Here is a 21711-nt window from a genome sequence, read left to right as displayed (position 1 = left end):
CGGGCGGTCACAGTTCGCCGGCCAGGATCAACGGCAGGGCGGTGCCCGGGCGTTCCTCGCTGGCCTGCCGGAAGACCTCCGTGTACGCCCGGTCGCCGATCGCCGCGCGGGCCCGCCGCTCGCACTCCTCGCGGACCGCGCGCAGTTCCGGGGTACCCCGCTGCGGGTGGCCGACGGTGCGCCAGAGGGCCTGGCCGCTGCCGTAGACCCGGGCGGCCGCGGCGCCGGCGCCCTGCGCGGCCAGCGCGGCGGCGAGCAGGTCCAGGCCGAGGGCGATGCCGAACTTGTCGCCGATGCCCTGCTTGGCGGCGAGCATCGCCCGGGCGTGGCCGGCGGACTCCTCGGGCCGGCCCTGGAACAGCGAGATCAGGGAGAGCTGGTAGTCGGTGTAGGAGCGGGTCCAGTACTCGCCGCGTTCGACGCAGCCGCGGCGCAGTGCGGTGGCCTCGGCGCGGGCCTCGGTGAGCTCGCCGAGGCCGGTGAGCGCGAAGATCCGTACCAGGTGGCAGCGCAGCCGTCCCGACGAGCCGAAGGGGGCGTCCGGCGGCGGGCCGAGGACCTGGTCGATGACGGTGCGGGCGGACATCGGGCGGCCGGCCATCAGGTGGGTGAGGCCGATGAGGTAGCCGGCCTCCAGCACCGCCTCGGCGTCCCGGGACGCCCTCGCGGCCCGCGCGCATTCCCGCCCGAGGGCGTCGGCCTGCGGCAGATCGCCCTGGAGGAGCACGGCGACGCCGAGCGCCCACAGCGCCCGGGTGCGGGCGCGGCCGGGCCGGTCGTCGGCGGCGAGGGCGCGGGAGAGGTAGTCGCGGGCCTCGTGCAGATGGCCGCAGCAGCTCCAGAAGAAGCCGATCGCGGCGCTGAGTTCCCGGGCTCCCTCGGGGGCGGTGACCAGCAGGTGGTCCAGTGCGGTGCACAGGTCGACGTGCGCGTCGGCGATCCTGCGGTACCAGCCGACCTGCCCGGGGCCCAGCCAGGCCTGTTCGGCGCGGCGGCCGTGGTCGACGAAGTGTGCGGCGTGCCGGTCGGCGAGGGCGGGTGCCTCACCGAGCTCGCCGAGCCACATCCGGCCGTACTCGCGCAGGGTGTCGAGCATGCGGAAGCGGCCGCCCTCACGGGTGAGCACGGACTTGGCGGCCAGTCCGGTCAGCGCGGTGTGCACCTCGGGCCCGGTGAGGGGCCCGCCGGCGCACACCGCCTTGGCCGACTCCCTGTCGAAGGTGCCGCGGAAGACCGAGAGCCGGGCCCACAGCAGCCGCTCCAGGGGAGTGCACAGTTCGTGGCTCCAGCCGATGGTGCAGCGCAGGGTGCGGTGGCGGGGCGGCAGCGACCGCCCTTCGCCGGTGTCGAGGGTGTCGAAGCGGGTGGCCAGCCGCTCCGCGATCCCCTCGACGGTGCTGGTGGCCAGCTGCGCGCCGGCCAGCTCCAGGGCGAGCGGAATGCCTTCGAGCCGCCGGCAGATGCCGTCGGCGGTGGCCGCGTGGGCGGGGTCGGTGAGGACGAGGCCGGGCGCGGCGGCGCCGGCCCGGTCGGTGAGCAGGGTCAGCGCGTCGTTGTCGCCGGTGCAGGGCAGCGGGCCGATCTCGGTGACGCGTTCGCCGTCGAGGCCGAGCGGCTGCCGGCTGGTGACCAGTACGGTCACGCCGGGCGCCGCGGTCAGCAGGTCGCCGAGCAGGTCCCGGCAGGCGGCCACGAGGTGCTCGCAGGAGTCCAGCACCAGCAGCAGCCGTTTGTCGGTGAGCCAGGAGCACAGCGCGGCGGCCGGGGCGCGCGCGGTGTGGTCGGCGAGCCCGACGGCGTCGCAGACGGTGGCCAGCAGCAGCCCTTCACCGTGTAACGGCCACAGATCGGCCCATCCGACTCCGTCGGGGAACCGCGGTGCGGCCGCCCGGGCCGCCCGGACGGCGATCCGGGTCTTGCCCACGCCACCGGGCCCGGTCAGCGTGACCAGCCGGTGTGCCGTCAACTCCTGGTCGATCCGCTGCAGTTCGCTCCGCCGTCCGACGAAGCTGGTCGACTCCTCGGGAATGCTGCTCGCCACGGGGCCAGTGTGCCCCAGCTTTGCGCCGGGTGGCGTGGGGTGGCGTGGTGGTCCGGGGGGCGCGGGGTTGACGCCGGGCCCGCGCGGCGGCGGGGGTCAGGGGGTGACCACGGGGAACGCCGGGTCCGGGGTGGTGACGAGGGCGAGGAGCTGGCGGAGCGGGCCGGGTTCGGTGGGCGGGGCGGGTTCGGCGGGGGCGTGCGGGGTGAGGAGGTCGAGCAGCTGGGCCTTGGTCAGGGTGAGGGTGAGGTCGGGGGCGCCGTCGGCCGAGGGGGCCGGGGCACCGGGGGAAGCCCGGTGGGTGAGGGCGCCGTTGGACAGGGTCAGCCGCCAGGTGCGGTCCTCGTCGGGGAGGTAGAGGTCGAGGGTGAGCGCGGTGGACCAGGCGCGCGGGCCGTCGATGCGCAGGGCCAGCGAGTCCAGGAGCTGGTCGACGGTGAGCTCCCGGGTGAGGTCGGGGGCCGCCGTGGCGTCCCCGGTGTCGTCCCGGGCCGCGGGGGCGCCGCGCAGTTCGCCCGCACCGGTGAGGTAGACGTTGCGCCAGACGGCGTTCTCCGCGCCGTGGCCGAGCCATTCGTAGACCTGGGCGAGTGCGCGGCGGGCGCGGAGGTTGTCCGGGTCGGCGAAGACGGCGTGGTTGAGGAGGGTCGCGGCGAACCGCAGATCGCCGTCGGCCGCGTACTGCTTGCCGGCGTCCACGGTGGCCTCGACGCCGCCGAGGGCGTGGACGTAGCGCCGGGCAAGTTCGGCCGGCGGGTGCTCCCAGAGGTGGGCGGGGTTGCCGTCGAACCAGCCCAGGTAGCGCTGGCTGACGGCCTTGACGTGGTCGCTGACCGAGCCGTAGTAGCCGTGGTGGGACCACACCCGGGCAAGGGCCGGCGGCAGCCGCAGCTGTTCGGCGATCTCGGGGCCGGTGTACCCGGCGTTGAGCAGGCGCAGGGTCTGGTCGTGCAGATAGGCGTACAGGTCGCGCTGGCCGGCCAGCAGGGCCCGGATGCGGTCCTTGCCCCAGGTCGGCCAGTGGTGTGAGGCGAAGGCGACCTCCGCCTCGTCGCCGAAGAGGGCGAGCGCCTCGTCCAGGTACCGGGCCCAGGCCCGGCTGTCGCGGGCCGCCCCGCCGTACAGCGGCAGGACGGTGTGCAGGGTGTGGGTGGCGTTGTCGGCCAGGCAGAGCGCCCGGTGGGCGGGGAAGCCGAAGTTCATCGCGGCGGGGGCCTCGGCGCCCGGGGTGAGCTGGAAGACGAGGTGGACGCCGTCGAGGATCTCCTCCTGGCCGGTGCGGGTGATGTCCACGGTCGGCGGGATCAGGGTGCGGGTGCCGGTGGACCGGGTGGTGCCCAGCCCGCAGCCGATCTGGCCGTCCGGTCCCTTCGGCAGTGCGGTGCCGTACGTGAAGGCGGCGCGCCGGGACATCGCGGGTCCGGCTTCGAGGTGGTCGCCGACCGCGTGGGCGAGGAAGCCGGCCGGGGCGAGGACCGGTACGGGGTCGTGCCCGGCCGGGACGACGCCGCGGGCGCCGCCGAAGTGGCCGGCGTGCGAGTGGGTGTAGATCAGCCCGGTGACCGGCCGGTCGCCGCGGTACTTGCGGTAGAGCTCCAGGGCCGCCGCGGCGGTCTCGGCGGAGCCCAGCGGGTCGATGACGATGACGCCGTGGTCGCCCTCGACCATGGTCATATGGGCCAGGTCCAGGCCGCGGGCCTGGTAGATGCCGTCGGTGACCTCGTAGAGGCCCTGGCGGCCGATCAGCCGGCCCTGCCGCCAGAGGCCCTCGTGGGCGGTGTCGGGGCAGTTCTGGGCCAGGAATCCGTAGGCCGTGGCGTCCCACACCGGACGGCCGTCGTCCGTGGTGATCCGCGGCGGGTCGAGCTCGGCGATGAAGCCGCGGTCGGCGTCGGCGAAGTCTTCGTGGTCATCGACGGGTGCAGCGGTCACGGGGCGCTCCCTCTCCTGGGCGGCGGCGGGCCCAAGGCCCCTGCCCCACACGATCGATTTAACCGGTTTTGTCCGGATGACGCATGCCTGCCTCCGGGGCGGCCGGGGAGCGCCGGCGCGGCCAACGGCGTTACAGGCACGGCCGGGCAGGGCACAACCACGCAGGTGGGGTCGTCTCCGGGCGCGGCATTTCAGCCGGCCGGGGCGGGGCTCCGCCCCGATGCTCCGGGAGAGGAGGGACGCCCTCTGTCCCCGTACGACGACCATGCCTTCGGTGAGCTCGCCGAGTCGTTCCGGCACCGTGCCGTTCCGTACGCCCGCCCCCGCACCCCGCCCGCCGCCCGCCGCACCCGGTCCGGTGCCGGGCGCCGGGGCAGGGGCTGGCTGCTGCCCGCGGCCGCGGCCGGCAGTCTGGCCGCCGGGGTCCTGCTGGGCCATGCCCTGCTCCTCGCGGGCGGGCTGGTCCTGGCGGGACTGTCCGGGCACCTCGCGGCGGCCGGGCGCGGGCGGCGCCGGTAGGAGTCCCCGTCCGGGGGCGGGCACACGGCCGCCGGCCGGCCTGCCCGGGGAGGGGCAGGCGGGCCGGCGGTCACTCGTGCGGGCCCTGCGGGAGACGCCTAGGTGGCGCGGCGCCTCGATGCCGCGCCGACGCACAGGGCGCCCAGCAGGAACGTCAGAGCACCGATGACGATGTTGTTCCAGATGACGCCCGCGTCCGGGGCTCGGCCCACGATCCAGGGCGCGATGATCATCCACACGCCGATCGCGCACATCGCGCCGCTCAGGCCGTACATCCGCGCCGGGGTCGTGGTGAAGCCGACCGCCAGCAGGGCGATCGCGATCCCGACGATGAGGTTGTGCGCCATGAGGGCCGGCTGTGCCAGCGCGTAGTGGACGATCCACGGCGAGACGGCGCAGTACAGGCCGACGAGGAACACCGGACCGTCGACGAGGACCACGTCACGCCCGCCGAGCACCCGCTCGTACCGGGCAGCCATCTCTGATGCGTCGGGGTGACCTGCGAGATCTCCCCTGGGGTGTGAGACGTCGGCCATGCGACTCGCCTCCTTCGCTCGCAAGCCTGGCCGTTATCGCGTGGCATCGGGCCACGGCTTTATTCTGCGCTTATGTCGCCTTTATGTGTAGATGAAGCGACAGATGAATTTTGAAGGGGTACGGTCAGCTTCTCGCGGGTGCCGACGGCTCCTCGCAGGTCAGCCGCCCGCCCCGGGGCCCAGCGCCCGACCCAGCCCCAGATTCCAGCGGCCGCCCCGTCCGCTCAGCTCGGTCACGGTCAGCGGCGCCACGTCCAGCCGCCAGAACGCGTCGGCGGGCACCCGCATCGCACACACCGCGGCGGCCCGTACGACGTCCGGTTCCACGACCGCCACCACCCGTCCGGCGTCCAGCGCCATCCGGATCAGCCAGCCCGCGACCCGGTCGCAGAGCTGCCGCAGCGACTCCCCACCGTGCCCGGCGAAGCCCGGATCGGACAGCCAGGCGGAGACCGCGTGCGGTTCCGTTTCGGCCACCTCCGCCAGGGCCCGTCCACACCACTCCCCCATCGCGCAGCCCGCCAGCTCCGGCACCGGCCCGGCCGGCAGCCCGAGTTCCTCCGCGGTGCGCCGGCAGCGCACCGAGGGCGAGGTGAAGACCCGGTCGGCGGCCGGCAGCGCCCCCGCGGCGGCCCGGGCCCGTCGCAGTCCGGCCGCGTGCGGCGGGGCGTCGTCGTCGAAACGCACCTCGCGCTGGGCGTCGCCCGCGGCCGGTGAGACCAGTATCACCCGAGTTGTCATGCCCTCTTCTCTCTTTCGTTCCCGGAACGCCAACTCACGGCCTCATCAGGGGAGTTGTCCGGTCGGTGCGCCCCGCTCCGCACCCGTCCGCCCCCCGTACGGTCTTGGCCAGGTGGCCGGATCGCGGTACGTTCACGGGTGCTTGACGACGGCATGACGGAAGCCGGTGGGATCCCGGCGCGGTCGCGCCACTGTATGTCCGGTTTTTTATCAGCCCGCCAGGGGCCGGTACCGGACGAGCCAGACCCGCATGTCGTTATGCACTCCCATTTACCGGGGACGCGAGTTCCCCCCAACAGGAGGTCCTGCCATGGCTCAGACCATCGCACCGCCGGCCACCGGCGCCACCCCCGCCCCGCTCCCGCTCAAGGCCATCGCCCCCTGGGCGCTGTTCGCCGGTGTACTGATGCTGGTCCTGCTGTACTTCGTCGGCGCGGAGCAGGGCGCCACCTCGCTGCTGTCCGGTTCGGACGTCCACGAATGGCTGCACGACGGGCGCCACCTCCTCGGCTTCCCCTGCCACTGAGCGGGCGGCCGCAGCCATGAACTCCCTCACCGTCAGAACCCTGCTGATGCGCGGCATGCTCGCCGGCCTGGCCGCCGGCGGGTTCGCGCTCCTCGTCGCCTACGTGCTGGGCGAACCGCGGATCGACGCCGCCATCGCCTTCGAGGAGGCGCACAGCCACGAACACGAGATGGAAGTGGTCAGCCGGGGACTGCAGTCCACGGCCGGGCTCGCCACCGGCGTCCTGGTCTACGGCGTGGCGCTGGGCGGGATCGCCGCGCTGGCCTTCTGCTTCGCGCTGGGGCGGATCGGCCGGTTCGGGGCCCGCGCCACGGCCCTGCTGCTCTCCGGGGCGGCGCTGGTGGCCGGTTACGTCGTGCCGTTCCTGAAGTACCCGGCCAATCCGCCGTCGGTGGGCGACCCCGACACCATCGGCAAGCGCACCGCCCTGTATTTCCTGATGATGCTGCTCGGCATCCTGCTGGCCGTCGCCGCCACGCTCCTCGGCCGGCGGCTGGCTCCGAAGCTGGGCAACTGGTACGCGACGGTGGCCGCCGTCGCCGCCTTCGCGGTCGCCGTCGGGCTCGCGTACGCGTTCCTGCCGGCCGTCAACGAGGTACCGGCGGACTTCTCCGCCACGCTGCTGTGGCAGTTCCGGCTGTCGGCGCTCGCCGTCCAGCTGGTGCTGTGGACCGCCTTCGGGCTGGTCTTCGGGCATCTGGCGGACCGCGTCGTCGCGGCCCGGCCGGCCGCCGAGCGGGCCGAGGCGGTCTCCGTGGCCTCCTGATCCGCAGCATCCACCGCACCACCGGTCCGGGGCCCGCGAGTCGTTCCTCGCGGGCCCCGGACCGTCAGAACTGGTGGGGGATGCCGTCCAGGTGCGGCAGGTCGTGGTCGAGCCGCTCGCGCTTGGTACGCAGATAGCGGAGGTTCTCCGCCTGGGGCTCGGCCAGCAGCGGAACGCGTTCGGCGACGGTGATGCCGTGCCGCAGCAACGCGGCGCGCTTGCGCGGGTTGTTGGACAGCAGCCGTACGGCGCGGACGCCCAGGTCGTCGAGGATCTGCGCGGCGGCGCGGTACTCCCGGGCGTCGACCGGGAGGCCGAGCGCGATGTTCGCCTCGACGGTGTCCAGTCCCTCCTCCTGGAGCTGCATCGCCCGGAGCTTGGCCAGCAGGCCGATGCCCCGGCCCTCGTGGCCCTGGAGGTAGACCAGCACCCCGCGCCCGGCCGCGGCGATCGCACGCAGCGCCGCGGCCAGCTGGTCGCCGCATTCGCAGTGTTGGGAAGCGAAGGCGTCCCCGGTCAGGCACTCCGAGTGCACCCGGGTCAGCACCGGTTCGCCGGTGACCTCGCCGTGCACCAGCGCCACGTGCTCGGTGCCGCTGGGCCGGTCGAGATAGCCGACGGCCCGGAACTCCCCGTAGGCGGTCGGCAGCCGGACCGACACCACCCGCGCCACACCGGGCAACGGGCGGGCCGCGTCGGGAGCGACGGCGAGGTCATGACCGGGGCGGGGGCCGCACAGGGCGTCGGGGTCCGTCATGGCCGCGATGCTACCCACGGGGGTCGGAACCCGTCAGCGATCACTCAACTACATGACAAGTATGCTGCGGCACCCGCGTCCCGACCGGCTCCCGGCGAGCCACCGACGAAAGGCGGACCGATCCCGATGACCGCTCCCCCGCAACCGCCGCCGCCCGCCGGGCTGTTGCCGGCCGACACCACCGAGGACGTCCGCAGCCGGCGGCCGCGGCTGGCGGTGCTGCCCGTCGGCAGCTTCGAACAGCACGGCCCCTTCCTGCCGCTGACCACCGACACGGTCATCGCCTGCACCATCGCCCGGGAGGTGGCCGCCGCCCATGACGTCCTGCTGCTGCCACCACTGACCGTCTCCTGTTCGCAGGAGCACGCCGCCTGGCCGGGCACGGTCAGCATCTCGGCACGGACGCTGCACGCGGTCGTCACGGACCTCGCCGATTCGCTGCTCCGGTCCGGGATCGGGGCGCTGGTCCTGGTCAACGGCCACGGCGGGAACTACGTGCTGCGCAACGTGGTGCAGGAATCCGCCGGGCGCGGCATGCGGATGGCGCTGTTCCCCGGCACCGCCGACTGGGACGCGGCGCGCGACCGGGCCGGGATACGCACCTCCGCGCACAGCGACATGCACGCCGGCGAACTGGAGACCTCGATCCTCCTGCACGCCCATCCGGAACTGGTCAAGGACGGCTACGCCGGCGCGGACTGCGCGGCCGACGACCGCCGCCACCTGCTGACGCTCGGGCTGTCGGCGTACACCTCGTCCGGTGTCGTCGGCCGCCCCTCGCTCGCCTCCGCTCCCAAGGGCCGAAAGCTGCTGGCCGGGCTGACCGAGGCGTTCGCCGAGTACGTCGCGCTGCTGGATGCCGGGGCGGACGCCGATGACTGAGGTACTGGGGACCGCGGAGGCGTGGCAGCGGCTGCGCCGGGTCCGCACGGACGGGCAGGCCCGGGCCGCCGGGCTGGTACGGGACGGCGACGGCACGCCGCGCTGGGCGGAGCCCGCCTCGTCCGGCGCCGCCGAGCTCGCCGCACGCTATCTGCCGCTCTGCCTGGCCGGACCGCGGGTGGCGTTCGGGCAGTTGGGGCAGAGCCTGGACGGCTTCGTGGCGACCCGTACCGGCGACGCCGACTACGTCACCGGGACGGCCGACCGCCGCCATCTGCACCGGCTGCGGGCGCTCGCCGACGCCGTCCTGGTCGGGGCGGGCACGGCCGTGGCGGACGATCCCCGGCTGACCGTACGGGCCTGCCCCGGCGACAACCCGGTGCGGGTGGTGCTCGATCCGCGGGGCCGGGTGCCGTGCGGCAGCGGGGTGTTCACGGACCGGGCCGCGCCGACGCTGTGGCTGGTGGGGCCGGACGCCACGCTGCCGCCGGACGTCCCGAGCCCGGGGGTCGAGGTGCTCCGGCTGCCCGATGCGGCGGCGTTCGCACCGTCACGGCTGCTCGCGGCCCTGGCGCGCCGCGGCCTGGGCCGGGTGCTGATCGAGGGCGGCGGGGTGACCGTGTCGCGCTTCCTGCAGGCCGGTGCGCTGGACCGGCTGTACCTCACCGTCGCGCCGGTACTGATCGGGGACGGCGTGCCCGGCCTGCGGTTTCCCGGGACGACGGTGATGCGTGAGGCGCTCCGGCCGCCGCTGCGGCGCAGCCTGCTCGGGGAGGACACCCTCTTCGAGCTGGAGCTGCGGACGGCCGGCGCGGAGGGCGGCGCCCCACCGGACGCCCAGCACCACGGCGCCGGGCAGGCTCGCGGCGAAGGCGAGCACGCCGTAGACGACGGCGGTGGCCAGGCCCTGCTGCGCGCCCAGCCCGGCGGAGCCGAAGGCCCAGGCGGCGACGCCCTCACGGGGGCCCCAGCCGCCGACGTTCAACGGCAGCGCCATCGCGAGCAGCGCGAGCACCACCAGGGGCACCAGCTCGGCGGCCGGCGCGGTGACACCGGCGACCCGGGCGGCCAGCACGAACGTGGCGAGGTAGCCCGCGAGGACCACCACGGAGGAGAGCGCGACACCGGACCGGACACCGGGGGCGCCGAGGCCCTGGCGCGCCTCGGTCAGGAAGGTGGCGAGCGCCCGCCGGACGCGTGAGGTACCGCGGCGCCGCCGCAGCCACCGGGCGAGGACGAGCGCCGCGGCGCCCGCCACGGCGGCGGTCACCGCGGCGGTGGGCGAGGTGAGGGCGCGTACGGCCGGTGCCAGGACCGGGGACGGCCGGGCGAGCAGCACCACGGTCCCGGCGAGCACCAGCACCAGCTGGCCGGCGGTGCGTTCCAGGACCACCGCCCGCACCCCGCGGCCCAGGTCGCCGGCGGCCCGGCCGTGCCCCACCGCGCGGTGGACGTCGCCCAGGACGCCCCCGGGCAGCGCCGCGTTGAGGAACAGCGCCCGGTAGTAGTCGGCGACCGCCCGGCCCCACGGCAGCCGCAGGCCCAGTCCGCGGGCCACCAGACACCAGCGCCAGGCGCTGCCGACCGTGGTCAGCAGGCCGAGGCCGAGGGCCGCGAGCAACGCCGGGGCGTCGATCCGGCGCAGCCCGTCCAGAAAGGCACCGGAACCCAGGTGCCACACCAGGGCGGCCAGGATGCCCGCGCCCGCGAGCAGCCGCAGCACCGCCCAGCCGCGCCGGTTCATCCCCCGTCCCCGGACGGCGGGCCGGGCAGGGCCAGCAGGTCGGTGTGGTCCACGGTCACGCCCAGCTCGCCCGCCGCGCACTCCTCCAGCCTGCGGCGCAGATACGCCGCCGCCTCCGGTGCCAGTTCGGGCCGCTGGGCGTGTGCGGCGCCGACCCAGCCGCGCAGCCATTCGGCGGTCAGCGCGGACTCCGCGCAGCCGAGCCGCCAGGGGCTGGTCCGCAGCTGCACCGTCCAGCCGTGCCGTTCGAACGCCCCGACCGCCGCCGCGACCGCGTCCGGTCCGAGCAGGGCGCGGCCCTCGTCCGTACGGCGCTGGTGGTCGTTGAAGGCGCCGGCCAGCTCGGCGTCGAGCGGATCGTGCGGGGTCAGCTCGACCCGTCCGGCGACCGACAGCGCCAGCAGGACCGGGCAGCCGGCACCGGCACAGGCCGCGGCGAGCGCCTCGATCTCGTCGCGGGTGAGCAGGTCGAGCAGGGCGGAGGCGGTGACCAGGGAGGTCCCGGCGAGGTCGGCGGCGGTGAGGGCGGTCAGGTCGCCGCGCTCGGTGCCGGCCGTGACGGGCGTGCCGTCGGCGGCCGTCGAGGGCATCCGGGCGCCGGCCTCGGCGAGCAGCGCGGGGTCGTGGTCGTGCAGGATCCAGCGCTGCGGGCCGGGCAGCCGGACGGCGAGCCAGCGCGCCATGGAGCCGGTGCCGCAGCCCAGATCGCGGATGACCAAGCCGGGCGGGCCGGCCCGTCCGGCCAGCCAGCCGCGCAGCGGGCGGAGGAGTTCGGGGGCCCGGGCCGCGGCGTCGGCGCGTTCGCGCAACTGCAGCCAGCGGGACGGGAATCGGGGACTGCCGACGGCGGTCAACGGCTGCTCCGGGGCTCGTGCCGAAGCCGTTCCAGCGCTTCGGCCAGGCTGTGCGACGTCATCTCCCACCCTTCCAGCATGGCACGCCGTCCGTGCGCGGCTTCCCTCAGGCGGTGCCGCAGCGCGCGGTCCGCGAGCCAGTCCCGCAGGGCGCCGGAGAGCGCCGCGGGCTCCCCGGAGGGGACGAGGAGGCCGGGCGGGGTGCCGTCGGGGGCCCGTCCGAGGGCCTCCGGTATGCCGTCGACGGCCGTGGCGAGGACGGGAATTCCGCGGGCCAGCGCCTCGGTGACGACCATGCCGTAGGGCTCGGCGTGCGAGGTGAGGACCAGCAGGTCGGCGGCGGCGTAGTGGGCGGCCAGCTCGGCGCCGGTCCGTGGCCCGGCGAAGCGGACCCGGTCGCCGAGCCCCAACGCGCCCACGTGGTCGTGCAGTTGGGTGGCGTGTTTGGGGTCGCCGCCGGAACCGCCGACGAAGGTGCACCGCCAGGGCCGGTCGGCCACGGCCGCCAGGGCGTCGAGCAGCCGGCGGTGCCCCTTGCGCGGGGTGAGTGCGGCGACGCAGAGCAGTGCGGTGCCGGCGTCGGTGCCGGGGGCGAGCGGTGCCGGGTCGGTCCCCGGCCGGGCGAGGTGCACACGGGCGGGCGGCACTTGGTGGTGGGCGGTGATCCGGCCGGCGGTCCAGGTGCTGGTGGCCACGACGGCGCCGGCGGCGTGCAGGGCACGGCGTTCCCGGGCGTCCAGTTCGGCCGCCGGAACGGGTTCGAGTCCGGTCTCGTCGGCCAGCGGCAGATGGACGAGGATGCCGAGCCGCAGACGGGCGGCCTCGGGCTCCAGGGCCTCGGGGACGCCGCAGCCGACCAGCCCGTCGAGCAGGACCACCGCGCCGTCGGGCAGCGCCGCCAGCCGCCGGGCCAGCTCCGCCCGGTCGGCGGCGCCCGGCCGTGGCCAGGCGCCGGGCAGGGTGTGCGGGTGCACCCGCCACCCCGCGGCCGCCAGGCCCCGGCACACCCGGCGATCGTAGGTGTTGCCGCCGCTGGGCGCCGCCGGGTCGTCGACACCGCCGGGCAGGACGAAGTGCACCGTCCGCTCCCCCGCCGGGGCGGTGCCGCCGCGGGTCACAGCGCGCGCTCGTAGCTGGCCCAGGCGATATGCGATTCGTGCAAGGTGACCGATATGCCGGTCAGTTCGCGGGCGCTCTCGCCGAGGTTGCCGGCGTGCACGCGGTCGGCGAGCCGGTCGGCGATGACCTTGGCCAGCGCCTCGGTCGAGGTGTTGGTCCCGGCGAAGGCGGGCTCGTCGTCGAGGTTGCGGTAGTTCAGCTCGCCGACCACACCGGCGAGTTCCTGGGTGGCCAGGCCGATGTCGACGACGATGTTGTCGTCGTCGAGCTCGGGCCGGCGGAAGGTGGCGTCCACGATGAACGTCGCGCCGTGGAGCCGCTGCGCGGGGCCGAACACGGCACCGCGGAAGCTGTGCGCGACCATCAGGTGATCGCGGACGGTGATGCTGAACAAGGCCGTTCCTCCGGTGTGATGTCGGTCTCAGTGACGGTGTGGTGAGGGGCGGATCCGGGGCCGGGCGCGGCGCCTACCGGCCGTCCGGCGGCGCGTACCGGATGCGGTGGCAGAGCGCCGGGAGGTCGCCGGAGGCGAGCCGGGGCAGCAGCTGCGGCAGCTCCTCGAAGGCGGATTCGCCGGTGATCAGTGCATCGAAGGCGGGATCGGCGAGGAGTTCGAGGGCCAGCGCCATCCGGTCCGCGTAACTGCGGCGGGCTCCCCGGGCCGGGGAGACGGTGCCGACCTGGCTGCTGCGCACGACCAGCCGGCGGGAGTGGAACGCCTCACCCAGCGGCAGGCTGACCCGCCGGTCGCCGTACCAGCTCAGCTCCAGGACGGTGCCTTCCGGCGCGAGCAGTTCGAGGGCCCGGGCCAGCCCTTCCTCGGTGGCGCTGGCGTGCACCACGAGGTCGCAGTCGCCCCGGGCGTCGGCGGGCAGCGCGAAGTCCACGCCGAGCGCCTCGGCGGTGGCGGCGCGGCCGGGATCGGCGTCCACCAATTGCACCCGTACCGCCGGATATCGGGCGAGGAGGGCGGCCACACTGCACCCGACCATGCCGCCGCCGATCACCGCGATCCGGTCGCCGATCAGCGGCCCGGCGTCCCAGAGGGCGTTGACCGCGGTCTCGACGGTGCCCGCGAGGACGGCGCGGGCGGCGGGCACGGTGTCCGGTACGGGGGTGACGGCGCGGGCCGGGACGACGTAGTGCGTCTGGTGCGGGTACAGGCAGAAGACCGTACGGCCGCGTAGCGCGGGGGGTCCCTCCTCGACGACACCGACGTTGAGGTAGCCGTATTTGACCGGCCCGGGGAAGTCGCCCTCCTGGTAGGGCGCCCGCATCGCCGTGTGCTGGCTCTCGGGCACCCCGCCGTGGAAGACCAGGGTCTCGGTGCCGCGGCTCACACCGGACCAGAGGGTGCGCACCAGCACCTCGTCGGGGCCGGGCGCGGGCAGCTCCGCCGGCCGGATCCCGCCCTGCCCTGGGGCGTTTGTCCAAAAGGCACAAGCGGCGCGCGACAACGGAATCCTCCTGGACGCTACGGCGAGGAGTCCTCGATGCTGGGGATCAAGGACGCCGTCACCCTACGCGGCGGCCCCCGACTCCGCCACAGGTCTTGAGGAGGCATGGTGGCCGTACAAGAGCACTACGACACAAGAGCCTTGGCCCCGGACACCACGGCGGGCATGGGCGTGCAGCTGCTGGTGCTGGAGGCGCTGTGCCGGGTGGCCGGGCTGGGTACCGCGGGGTGGCTGACGGGTTCGGTGTTCGCGGTGGTGACCTGGGCGGTGCTCACGCTGGCGCTGCGCCGGTCGTGGACCGGTCCGTTCGGGCCGGCGAACCGCGTCACGCTGGCCCGGACGATCCTGGTGGGCGGGGTGACCGCGCTGGTCGCGGACTCCTTCGACCACCGGGCCCCGGTGGCGGTGCTGACCGCACTGGCCACGGTGGCGCTGATCCTGGACGCCGTGGACGGCCAGGTGGCCCGGCGCACCGGCACGGCGACGCGGCTGGGGGCGCGCTTCGACATGGAGGTCGATGCGTTCCTGATCCTGGTGCTGTCCGTGTACGTCGCGATGCCGCTGGGCGTCTGGGTCCTGGCGATCGGTCTGATGCGGTACGCGTTCGTCGCGGCGTCCTGGGCCTGGCCGTGGCTGCGCGGTGAACTGCCGCCCAGCACGGCCCGGAAGACGGTGGCGGCGCTGCAGGGCATCGTGCTGGTGGTGGCCGGTGCCGGGATCGTGCCGCGGACGGTGGACGGCGTCGCGGTGGCCGGGGCGCTGGCGCTGCTGGTGTGGTCGTTCGGACGGGACGTCAGGTGGCTGTGGCGGGTCCGGCCGGGTGCGCGGGGAGCCGCCCCTACGTGCCCGCGTGCCGTCCCAGATAGACGACCAGTGCGAGGAAGAGCAGCAACAGGTTCGTGACGAGGATGGAGAGCAGGACCCGGCGCAACGGGCCGGTGCGCGGCGGCCGGTGGGTGACCAGTACGGCGCCGGGCAGCCGGGCCAGCTGGAGGCCCGGGCGGAGCGCGGTGTTGCCCGGCCGCCGGACGCCGCAGCGCGGGGAGGCGTGGTGACGGAGGGTCGGTTCGGGGCAGCCGCGGCCGTGTCCGCGGGGGCGGCGCAACGGCCCCCGGGCCGGCGGGCGCCCGCGGCAGGGGCGGCCGGCACCCGGGCCGGGGGGCGCCGGTATGCAGGTGCGGGAGCGGACCGCCCGCCAGGGCGGCGGTCCCTTGCGCCGAGCTGCGCCGGACATCCGCGCTCACCCGGTCCCGGCGTGGTGTGACCGGGCGCCGCTCACGTCCGCGCCCCTTCCCGGGTCCGCGCCCGGCCCGCACCGCGCGTCTGGTGTGCCCGTACCCACTCGGCGAAACCGCCCACGCATGGTCCTCCGCGTTCAGGCCGCACGGCCGTCGCGTCATCTGTTGAATTGCGGATTTCTGCAACTGTAGACGACGGGGGTGCCCGAGCTGAATGGGTGGGCCGGACAAACCGGGTCCCCCCGGCACGGAACCGGGTGGACAGCCCCGGCGCGTCCGCCGATAGTGACGCGCATGACCTCACTGATACGGCACATCACCGTCGACTGCACCGATGCCCACCGGCTGGCGACCTTCTGGGCCGCGGTGCTGGGCGGTTCACTGGCCGAGGACGACGTCCCGGGCGACCCGGAGGCCACGGTCAGCGCCGCGGCCGGTGCGCTGCTGTTCGTCGCGGTGCCCGAGGCCAAGGCCGGGAAGAACCGGCTGCATCTGGATCTGCAGCCGCAGGACCGCGGCCGGGACGAGGAGGTCGAGCGGCTGCTGGCGCTGGGCGCGACCCTGGTGGCCGACCACCGCCGGCCCGACGGGACGGGGTGGGCGACGATGGCCGACCTTGAGGGCAACGAGTTCTGTGTGGAGCGCAGCGCGGCGGAGCGCGCGGGCTGAGGCGGCGGTCAACACCCTCGCGCGCGGGCCGAGACGGCGTCCACCGGCCTATCCGGCGGACCGGCCGAGGTAGGTCCGCAGGTGACGGGCCGTCAGGGAGTCGCCGGTGGCGACGAGGTCGGCGGGGGTACCTTCGAAGACGATGCGGCCGCCGTCGTGGCCGGCGCCGGGGCCGAGGTCGACGATCCAGTCGGCGTGCGCCATGACGGCCTGATGGTGTTCGATGACGAGGACGGTGTTGCCGTCGTCGACGAGCCGGTCGAGCAGGCCCAGCAGCTGGTCCACGTCGGCCGGGTGCAGTCCGGTGGTGGGCTCGTCGAGGACGTAGACCGCGCCCTTCGCGGCCATGTGGAGGGCGAGTTTGAGCCGCTGCCGTTCGCCGCCGGAGAGGGTGGTGAGCGGCTGGCCGAGGCCGAGGTAGGCCAGGCCGACGTCGGCGAGCCGGTCGAGGACGGTGCGGGCCTGCCCGGTGGGGAAGAACTCCCGGGCCTCGGCGACCGACATCGCGAGCACCTCGCTGATGTTCTTGCCGCGCAGGGTGTAGGTGAGCACCTTGGGTGTGAACCGCCGGCCCTCGCACTCCTCGCAGACCGAGGCCACGCCGGCCATCATCGCCAGGTCGGTGTAGACCAGGCCGATGCCCTTGCAGGTGGGGCAGGCGCCTTCGGAGTTCGCGCTGAACAGTCCGGGACCGACGCCGTTGGCCCGGGCGAAGGCGGTGCGTACCGGGCCGAGCAGTCCGGTGTAGGTGGCCGGGTTGGAGCGCCGGGAGCCGCGGATCGGGGACTGGTCGGCGGTGATGACGCCGTCCCGTCCGCCGAGTGAGCCGTGGATGAGGGAGCTCTTGCCCGAGCCGGCCACGCCGGTGACGACGGTGAGCACGCCGAGCGGCAGGTCGACGCTGACGTTCTTGAGGTTGTGGGTGGTCGCGCCGGTGATGGCGAGGTGGCCGGTGGGCCGCCGGACCTGCTCGCGCAGCGGGGCGCGGTGGTCGAGATGGCGGCCGGTGAGGGTGCCGGAGGCCCGCAGGCCGGGGACGTCACCGGTGTAGCAGAGCCGTCCGCCGGCCGGTCCGGCGCCCGGGCCGAGGTCGACGACGTGGTCGGCGACCGCGATGGTCTCGGGTTTGTGCTCGACGACGAGGACGGTGTTGCCCTTGTCGCGCAGGCGCAGCAGCAGTTCGTTCATCCGCTGGATGTCGTGCGGGTGCAGGCCGACGGTGGGTTCGTCGAAGACGTAGGTGACGTCGGTCAGGCTGGAGCCGAGGTGGCGGACCATCTTCACCCGCTGGGCCTCGCCGCCGGAGAGGGTGCCGGATTCCCGGTCCAGGCTGAGATAGCCGAGGCCGATCTCGACGAGGGATTCCAGGGTCTCGCGGAGGGTGGCGACCAGCGGGGCCACCGACGGGTCGTCGATGCCGCGGACGAATTCCACCAGATCGCTGATCTGGAGGGCGGAGCATTCGGCGATGTTGCGGCCGGCGATGCGGGAGGCGAGGGCCGCGGGGTTGAGGCGGGCGCCGCCGCAGGCACCGCAGGCGGTGAAGGTCACCGCGCGGTCGACGAAGGCCCGGATGTGCGGCTGCAGGGATTCCCGGTCCTTGGCGAGATACGTCCGCCGGACCCGGGTCAGCAGTCCTTCATAGGTGATGTTCGAGGTGCCGCGCTTGATTTTGGTCGCGGGTTTGTGCAGGAAATCGTCCCACTGCGCGGGCGTGAAATCCGCGAGTTTCACATCCGGGTCGAAGAATCCGGAGTGCGCGAGGGTCTGCCAGTACCACGAGCCGACGGTGAATCCGGGGGCGCTGATCGCGCCCTCGTTGAGCGAGCGCGAGGTGTCCACGAGCTGGTCGAGGTCGATGGTGGAGACCCGCCCGAGCCCCTCGCATTCGGGGCACATGCCCTCGGCGCTGTTGAAGCTGAACGCGGTGGAGGTGCCGGCGTGCGGGGTGCCCAGGCGGCTGAAGATGATGCGCAGCATGGTGTGGGCGTCGGTGGCGGTGCCGACCGTGGAGCGCGCGTTGGCGCCCATGCGTTCCTGGTCGACGACGATGGCCGCGCTCAGATTGCGCAGGGCGTCCACGTCGGGCCGGCTGCGGGCCGGCATGAAGGACTGCACGAAGGCCGTGTAGGTCTCGTTGATCAGCCGCTGGGACTCGGCCGCGACGGTGCCGAAGACCAGGGAGGACTTCCCGGATCCGGAGACTCCGGTGAAGACCGTGAGACGGCGTTTGGGGATGTCCACGGAGAGGTCGGCGAGATTGTTCTCCCGGGCGCCGCGCACCTCGATCACCTCATGGCCGTCCGCCGCGTACCCGGTCCCGCTTTCCGGCTTTCCCACCTGCTCGGCCCCCATGTCAGCCGCCACCCCTCCTGATATCCTTACACCGTAAAGAGTTCGCTGGGCGACGTTACTTTATGGCGTAAGGAGACGGCAAGTGGTGGTATTCGCCGGCCAGGGCGACCCCCGTCGGTCGATGGCTCTGCTGTGGCGCGACGAGCGCCCCGACGGAGCGCGCGCACGGCAGTGGCCGGGCCCCAAGCCGGCCCTGAGCGTGGCGGCGATCGTCCGGGCGGGGATCGCGGTCGCCGACGCGGAAGGCATGGCGGCCCTGTCCATGCGCGCGGTCGGCGAGCGGCTGGGGCGCACCGCCATGGCGCTGTACACCTACGTCCCGGGCAAGGGCGAGCTGGTGGACCTGATGTACGACCAGGTGCTGGCCGAGCTGCCACGGGAGTACGACCTGACGGCGGGCTGGCGGGCCGCGGTGACGTCCTGGGCCGAGGACACCTGGGAGTTCTATCTGCGCCACCCCTGGGTGCTGCAGGTCTCCCAGGCCCGCCCGGTGCTCGGCCCGCACGAGTACCGCGCCCTGGAGACGCTGCTCCGGCTGCTGTACGCCACGGAACTGGACTCCGCGGTGCTGCGGCCGGTGGTCGGGACGCTGGTGCACGTCGTGCGCGGAGCCGCGCAGACCGTCGCCGAGTCCCGGGCGGCCGCGGCCTCGACCGGGGTGTCCGACGAGGACTGGTGGCTGGCCCGGTCCGGGATGCTGGAGGAGGTGGTGCCCGACTTCGCCGAGCGCTTCCCGCTGCTGGTCCGGCTGGAGACCGAGGGCGCGGCACCGGTCACCGACGACGCGGTGCCGTATCTGGAACGCGAGGCGCGGGCGACCTTCGAGGGCGGGCTCGCGGTCGTCCTGGACGGGATCGAGGCGGCGGTCCGGCGCGCCCGCTGAGCCGGGACCGGCCGCACCGGCCCCGCCGCCGAGGGCCGTTGGGGTGATGAAGGGGGCGTCCTGCCGGTTGCCGGTGTCGTCGGCCGGGCCCCGCGCGTTGGTCTGCCATGACCGTCTTCCGCGTCCGACCGTGGTTCCTGCCGGCCAGCCTCACGGCGTTCCTGACCGAGGTGTGGCCGGACGGCCCGGCTGACCCCCCGTCGGATGCGCAGCCCGGGGACCGTTCGGACGGGGCATCCGATACCCGGTCAGGTGAGTGCCGGCCGGTCGATCCGCCGACCGGCCGGCAAAGCCGCGACGAGCCCCCGGAGAACCCCGCTGACCGGCCCTGATGCGCGGTCGGACGGGCGGCCTGCCAGCCGACCTGACGGCGTGTCGGACGCCGGCGGGCGCGCCCTCCCCCGTCATCGGCTCACCACGAATGGCGAGCGGGGTTGATCGCCCATAGCTTCGCCTCATGGCGCTACAACAGATGACACTCCTGGGCTGCGTCGCCGCGGTGATGGCCGGCGGACTGGGCGCGGCCCCTCCCACCGATGCTCCGGGACGGCATGTGGTCCGCCCGGGCGAATCGATCCAGCAGGCGGTGGACGCGGCCCGGCCGGGTGACACCGTCGTCCTGCGGCCCGGGGTCTACCGCGAGAGCGTGCTGATCACCACGTCGCGGCTGCGCCTCGTCGGGGCCGGCAAGAAGACGGTGATCCGCCCGCCGGCGAAGCGGGCGGCGAACAACCGCTGCGGCGAGGAGGGCAACGGCATCTGCGTGCTCGGCTCGCGGCACCGTCCGCTCCGGGAGGTCGGCATCCGCGCGCTGACCGTCACCGGCTTCAAGAAGAACGGCATCTGGGCCTCCGGCACCGACCGGATGTCCGTGCACGAGGTGACGTCCCGGAAGAACGGGGTCTGGGGCATCGCGCAGGAGAAGTCCACCCGCGGCGTGATCCGCGACAACTTCGTCACCGGCAACGGTGACTCCGGCATCTTCCTGGCGAACACCGTCAAGGAAGAGGGCGGCGCCACCGACACCCGGGGCGCGTCGATCACCGAGAACCGGCTCTCCCACAACCGGATCGGCGTCACCATCCGCCGGGTCAGGAACCTGACGGTCGGCCACAACACCATCACCGACAACTGCAGCGGGGTCTTCATCGTCGGCGACGAGTCGCGCCCCCGGGCGGGCGCGCTGACCGTGCGGGACAACGACGTCTCCCGGAACAACAAGTACTGCGCCGCCACCAAGCGGCTGCCGTTCCTCCAGGGCTCGGGCATCGTGCTCACCGGCACCGAACGGGCACTGGTGCGGCACAACCTGGTCCGCGACAACCGGGGCAAGTCGCCGCTCTCCGGCGGCGTCGTGCTCTTCCACAGCTTCGTGGGCGCGCTCAACGAGCACAACACCGTCGTCGACAACATCGTGCTGCGCAACAAGCCGGCCGACCTGGTCAACCGGGACACCAAGGGCCGGGGCAACCGGTTCGTCCGCAACGTCTGCCGGACCTCGAAGCCGGCCGGGCTGTGCTGACGGCCCACCGGGTCGCCCGGTGCCACGGGTGCGCTCACCTACCACGGGAGAATTGAGGCTCCAATGTCCACCGTAAGTCCCACGCCCCAGCCGGCCATGCGGCTGCGGGAGCTGATCTTCGGCGCCGCGTGCGCGGCGGCGGTACGGGCGGCGGCGCGACTCGGCGTCGCCGACGCGCTCGGTGACCGGCCGGCCTCCGCCGAGGAGCTGGCCGCCGAGGTGAAGGCCGAACCGCGGCCGCTGGAACGGCTGTTGCGCACCCTGTCCTGTTACGGGATCTTCGCCGAGACCGACGACGGGAAGTACGTCCACACCGACATGTCCCGGATGCTGCGTGAGGACACCCCGAACAGCCTGCGCTACATCTCCTTGTGGTGCACCGAGCCGTGGACCTGGGAGGCGTGGCCGCGGCTGGACGAGGCGGTGCGCTCCGGGCGCAACGTCTTCGACGACCTGTACGGCAAGAGCTTCTTCGAGTACCTGCACCAGGACGCCGCGGAGTCCGCCCGGGTCTTCGACCGGGCCATGACCACCTCCAGCAAGCAGTCGGCCGAGGACGTCGCCCGGCTGCTCGACCTGTCGAAGGCGCAGTCGGTGGCGGACATCGGCGGCGGGCAGGGACACGTCCTCGCCAGCCTGCTGGAGAAGCACCCCTCCCTGGAGGGCACCCTGCTCGACCTGCCCACGGTCGTGGCGAACCCGGACCCCCGGCTGCGCCCGGGCGGCCCGCTCGCCCCGCGGGTGCGGCTGGTGCCCGGCGACTGCCGGGAGGAGATCCCGGTCCGGGCCGACGTCTACATCATCAAGAACATCCTGGAGTGGGACGACGACTCCACCCGCCGGACGCTGCACAACGTCAAGGCGGCGGCCCGGCCGGGTGCCCGGGTGGTGGTCATCGAGAACCTCGTCGACGACAGCCCGTCGATGAAGTTCACCACCGCCATGGACCTGCTGCTCCTGCTGAACGTGGGCGGCGCCAAGCACACCAAGGACAGCATGGTCCGCCGGATCTCGGACGCCGGGCTGGAGGTGCACGACGTGCTGGTCGTCAACCCGTATCTGCACGCCTTCGAGTGCACCGTCCCGGCATGAGGAACCCGCCGTCGTGATGCCGCCCGCGAACGGCCGGCCGCCCGGCGGGGAGTTCGCTCCCCGCCGGGCGGCCGTGCC

At 74.1% G+C, this 21711-nt stretch carries 21 protein-coding genes, 1 pseudogene and 1 riboswitch; of the genes and pseudogenes, 10 read left to right on the top strand and 12 right to left on the bottom strand.

Annotated elements, in window-relative coordinates:
* Nucleotides 1–7: 7 nt before the first annotated feature.
* Both AB0G35_RS05350 and AB0G35_RS05345 read right to left on the bottom strand, forming a co-directional pair.
* A complete protein-coding gene (locus AB0G35_RS05350) occupies nt 8–2041 on the bottom strand; it encodes an NB-ARC domain-containing protein (protein WP_360944012.1) in 2034 nt (677 codons plus the stop codon).
* A 96-nt stretch (nt 2042–2137) separates the two neighbouring features.
* Nucleotides 2138–3973, bottom strand: a complete 1836-nt coding sequence (locus AB0G35_RS05345; protein WP_360944009.1) for an alkyl sulfatase dimerization domain-containing protein — start codon at nt 3971–3973, stop codon at nt 2138–2140.
* 165 nt (nt 3974–4138) lie between these two features.
* On the opposite strand from AB0G35_RS05345, the gene AB0G35_RS05340 reads away from it, so the two are divergent.
* Nucleotides 4139–4492, top strand: a complete 354-nt coding sequence (locus AB0G35_RS05340; RefSeq protein WP_360944006.1) for a hypothetical protein — start codon at nt 4139–4141, stop codon at nt 4490–4492.
* A 98-nt stretch (nt 4493–4590) separates the two neighbouring features.
* On the opposite strand, the gene AB0G35_RS05335 is transcribed toward AB0G35_RS05340, so the two are convergent.
* A complete protein-coding gene (locus tag AB0G35_RS05335) occupies nt 4591–5028 on the bottom strand; it encodes an SPW repeat protein (RefSeq protein WP_360944003.1) in 438 nt (145 codons plus the stop codon).
* A gap of 159 nt (nt 5029–5187) precedes the next feature.
* A complete protein-coding gene (locus tag AB0G35_RS05330; RefSeq protein WP_360944000.1) occupies nt 5188–5769 on the bottom strand; it encodes a histidine phosphatase family protein in 582 nt (193 codons plus the stop codon).
* Nucleotides 5770–5887: 118 nt separating this feature from the next.
* Nucleotides 5888–6035, top strand: a riboswitch (cobalamin riboswitch).
* 44 nt (nt 6036–6079) lie between these two features.
* Between AB0G35_RS05330 and AB0G35_RS05325 the strand changes: the two genes are divergently transcribed.
* Nucleotides 6080–6295 carry a CbtB-domain containing protein gene (locus AB0G35_RS05325; RefSeq protein WP_360943997.1) on the top strand — a complete coding sequence of 72 codons (216 nt, stop codon included), beginning with the start codon at nt 6080–6082 and terminating at the stop codon, nt 6293–6295.
* Between the two features lie 16 nt (nt 6296–6311).
* Nucleotides 6312–7061 carry a CbtA family protein gene (locus AB0G35_RS05320; RefSeq protein WP_360943994.1) on the top strand — a complete coding sequence of 250 codons (750 nt, stop codon included), beginning with the start codon at nt 6312–6314 and terminating at the stop codon, nt 7059–7061.
* Between the two features lie 64 nt (nt 7062–7125).
* Here the strand turns inward: AB0G35_RS05320 and ribA are convergent, their stop codons facing one another.
* Nucleotides 7126–7818, bottom strand: a complete 693-nt coding sequence (ribA, locus tag AB0G35_RS05315) for a GTP cyclohydrolase II (protein ID WP_360943991.1) — start codon at nt 7816–7818, stop codon at nt 7126–7128.
* Nucleotides 7819–7944: 126 nt separating this feature from the next.
* On the opposite strand from ribA, the gene AB0G35_RS05310 reads away from it, so the two are divergent.
* On the top strand, nt 7945–8700 hold the full coding sequence (locus AB0G35_RS05310) for a creatininase family protein (RefSeq protein WP_360943988.1): 756 nt from the start codon (nt 7945–7947) through the stop codon (nt 8698–8700).
* Nucleotides 8675–9337: pseudogene (locus AB0G35_RS05305) on the top strand (RibD family protein); the annotation flags it as partial. The gene AB0G35_RS05310 and the pseudogene AB0G35_RS05305, both read left to right, overlap by 26 nt.
* Here AB0G35_RS05305 and AB0G35_RS05300 read toward each other — a convergent pair.
* The 5 genes from AB0G35_RS05300 to AB0G35_RS05280 form a co-directional block, all read right to left on the bottom strand.
* A complete protein-coding gene (locus AB0G35_RS05300; protein WP_360943985.1) occupies nt 9251–10444 on the bottom strand; it encodes a lysylphosphatidylglycerol synthase transmembrane domain-containing protein in 1194 nt (397 codons plus the stop codon). The pseudogene AB0G35_RS05305 and the gene AB0G35_RS05300 sit on opposite strands and share 87 nt — an antisense overlap.
* Nucleotides 10441–11298, bottom strand: coding sequence for a class I SAM-dependent methyltransferase (locus AB0G35_RS05295; protein WP_360943982.1), 858 nt, complete (start codon nt 11296–11298; stop codon nt 10441–10443). Before AB0G35_RS05295 ends, AB0G35_RS05300 begins: the two co-directional genes overlap by 4 nt.
* Nucleotides 11295–12416 carry a glycosyltransferase family 4 protein gene (locus AB0G35_RS05290; protein ID WP_360943979.1) on the bottom strand — a complete coding sequence of 374 codons (1122 nt, stop codon included), beginning with the start codon at nt 12414–12416 and terminating at the stop codon, nt 11295–11297. Before AB0G35_RS05290 ends, AB0G35_RS05295 begins: the two co-directional genes overlap by 4 nt.
* The gene (locus tag AB0G35_RS05285) at nt 12413–12811 is read right to left on the bottom strand and encodes a 6-carboxytetrahydropterin synthase (protein WP_360943976.1); all 399 of its coding nucleotides are present in this window, start codon (nt 12809–12811) and stop codon (nt 12413–12415) included. Before AB0G35_RS05285 ends, AB0G35_RS05290 begins: the two co-directional genes overlap by 4 nt.
* A 73-nt stretch (nt 12812–12884) precedes the next feature.
* Nucleotides 12885–13874: a zinc-binding alcohol dehydrogenase gene (locus AB0G35_RS05280; protein ID WP_360943973.1), complete on the bottom strand. Its 990-nt coding sequence runs from the start codon at nt 13872–13874 to the stop codon at nt 12885–12887.
* 108 nt (nt 13875–13982) lie between these two features.
* Between AB0G35_RS05280 and AB0G35_RS05275 the strand changes: the two genes are divergently transcribed.
* Complete coding sequence (locus tag AB0G35_RS05275; protein WP_360944589.1) at nt 13983–14777, top strand: CDP-alcohol phosphatidyltransferase family protein; 795 nt, start codon at nt 13983–13985, stop codon at nt 14775–14777.
* Here the strand turns inward: AB0G35_RS05275 and AB0G35_RS05270 are convergent.
* Nucleotides 14713–15108: a hypothetical protein gene (locus AB0G35_RS05270; protein ID WP_360943970.1), complete on the bottom strand. Its 396-nt coding sequence runs from the start codon at nt 15106–15108 to the stop codon at nt 14713–14715. The two genes, AB0G35_RS05275 and AB0G35_RS05270, sit on opposite strands and share 65 nt — an antisense overlap.
* Before the next feature lie 298 nt (nt 15109–15406).
* On the opposite strand from AB0G35_RS05270, the gene AB0G35_RS05265 reads away from it, so the two are divergent.
* The gene (locus AB0G35_RS05265) at nt 15407–15781 is read left to right on the top strand and encodes a VOC family protein (protein WP_360943967.1); all 375 of its coding nucleotides are present in this window, start codon (nt 15407–15409) and stop codon (nt 15779–15781) included.
* Between the two features lie 48 nt (nt 15782–15829).
* Here the strand turns inward: AB0G35_RS05265 and AB0G35_RS05260 are convergent, their stop codons facing one another.
* Complete coding sequence (locus tag AB0G35_RS05260) at nt 15830–18136, bottom strand: excinuclease ABC subunit UvrA (RefSeq protein ID WP_360944586.1); 2307 nt, start codon at nt 18134–18136, stop codon at nt 15830–15832.
* 82 nt (nt 18137–18218) lie between these two features.
* Here AB0G35_RS05260 and AB0G35_RS05255 point away from each other — a divergent pair, with 82 nt between their 5' ends.
* The 3 genes from AB0G35_RS05255 to AB0G35_RS05245 all read left to right on the top strand — a co-directional run bounded on the left by AB0G35_RS05255 (nt 18219) and on the right by AB0G35_RS05245 (nt 21633).
* Nucleotides 18219–19019, top strand: coding sequence for a TetR/AcrR family transcriptional regulator C-terminal domain-containing protein (locus tag AB0G35_RS05255; protein ID WP_360943964.1), 801 nt, complete (start codon nt 18219–18221; stop codon nt 19017–19019).
* A gap of 457 nt (nt 19020–19476) precedes the next feature.
* Nucleotides 19477–20541: a right-handed parallel beta-helix repeat-containing protein gene (locus AB0G35_RS05250; RefSeq protein WP_360943961.1), complete on the top strand. Its 1065-nt coding sequence runs from the start codon at nt 19477–19479 to the stop codon at nt 20539–20541.
* Nucleotides 20542–20604: 63 nt separating this feature from the next.
* Entirely contained in the window at nt 20605–21633 is a 1029-nt protein-coding gene (locus tag AB0G35_RS05245; RefSeq protein ID WP_360943958.1) for a methyltransferase, read from the top strand.
* The last annotated feature ends 78 nt before the right edge of the window (nt 21634–21711 follow it).

Source organism: Streptomyces sp. NPDC021749 (genome assembly GCF_040640655.1).
Lineage (GTDB): Bacteria > Actinomycetota > Actinomycetes > Streptomycetales > Streptomycetaceae > Streptomyces.
Note: the sequence above shows the minus strand (reverse complement) of the source record. Positions and strands in the feature narration are given on the sequence as shown.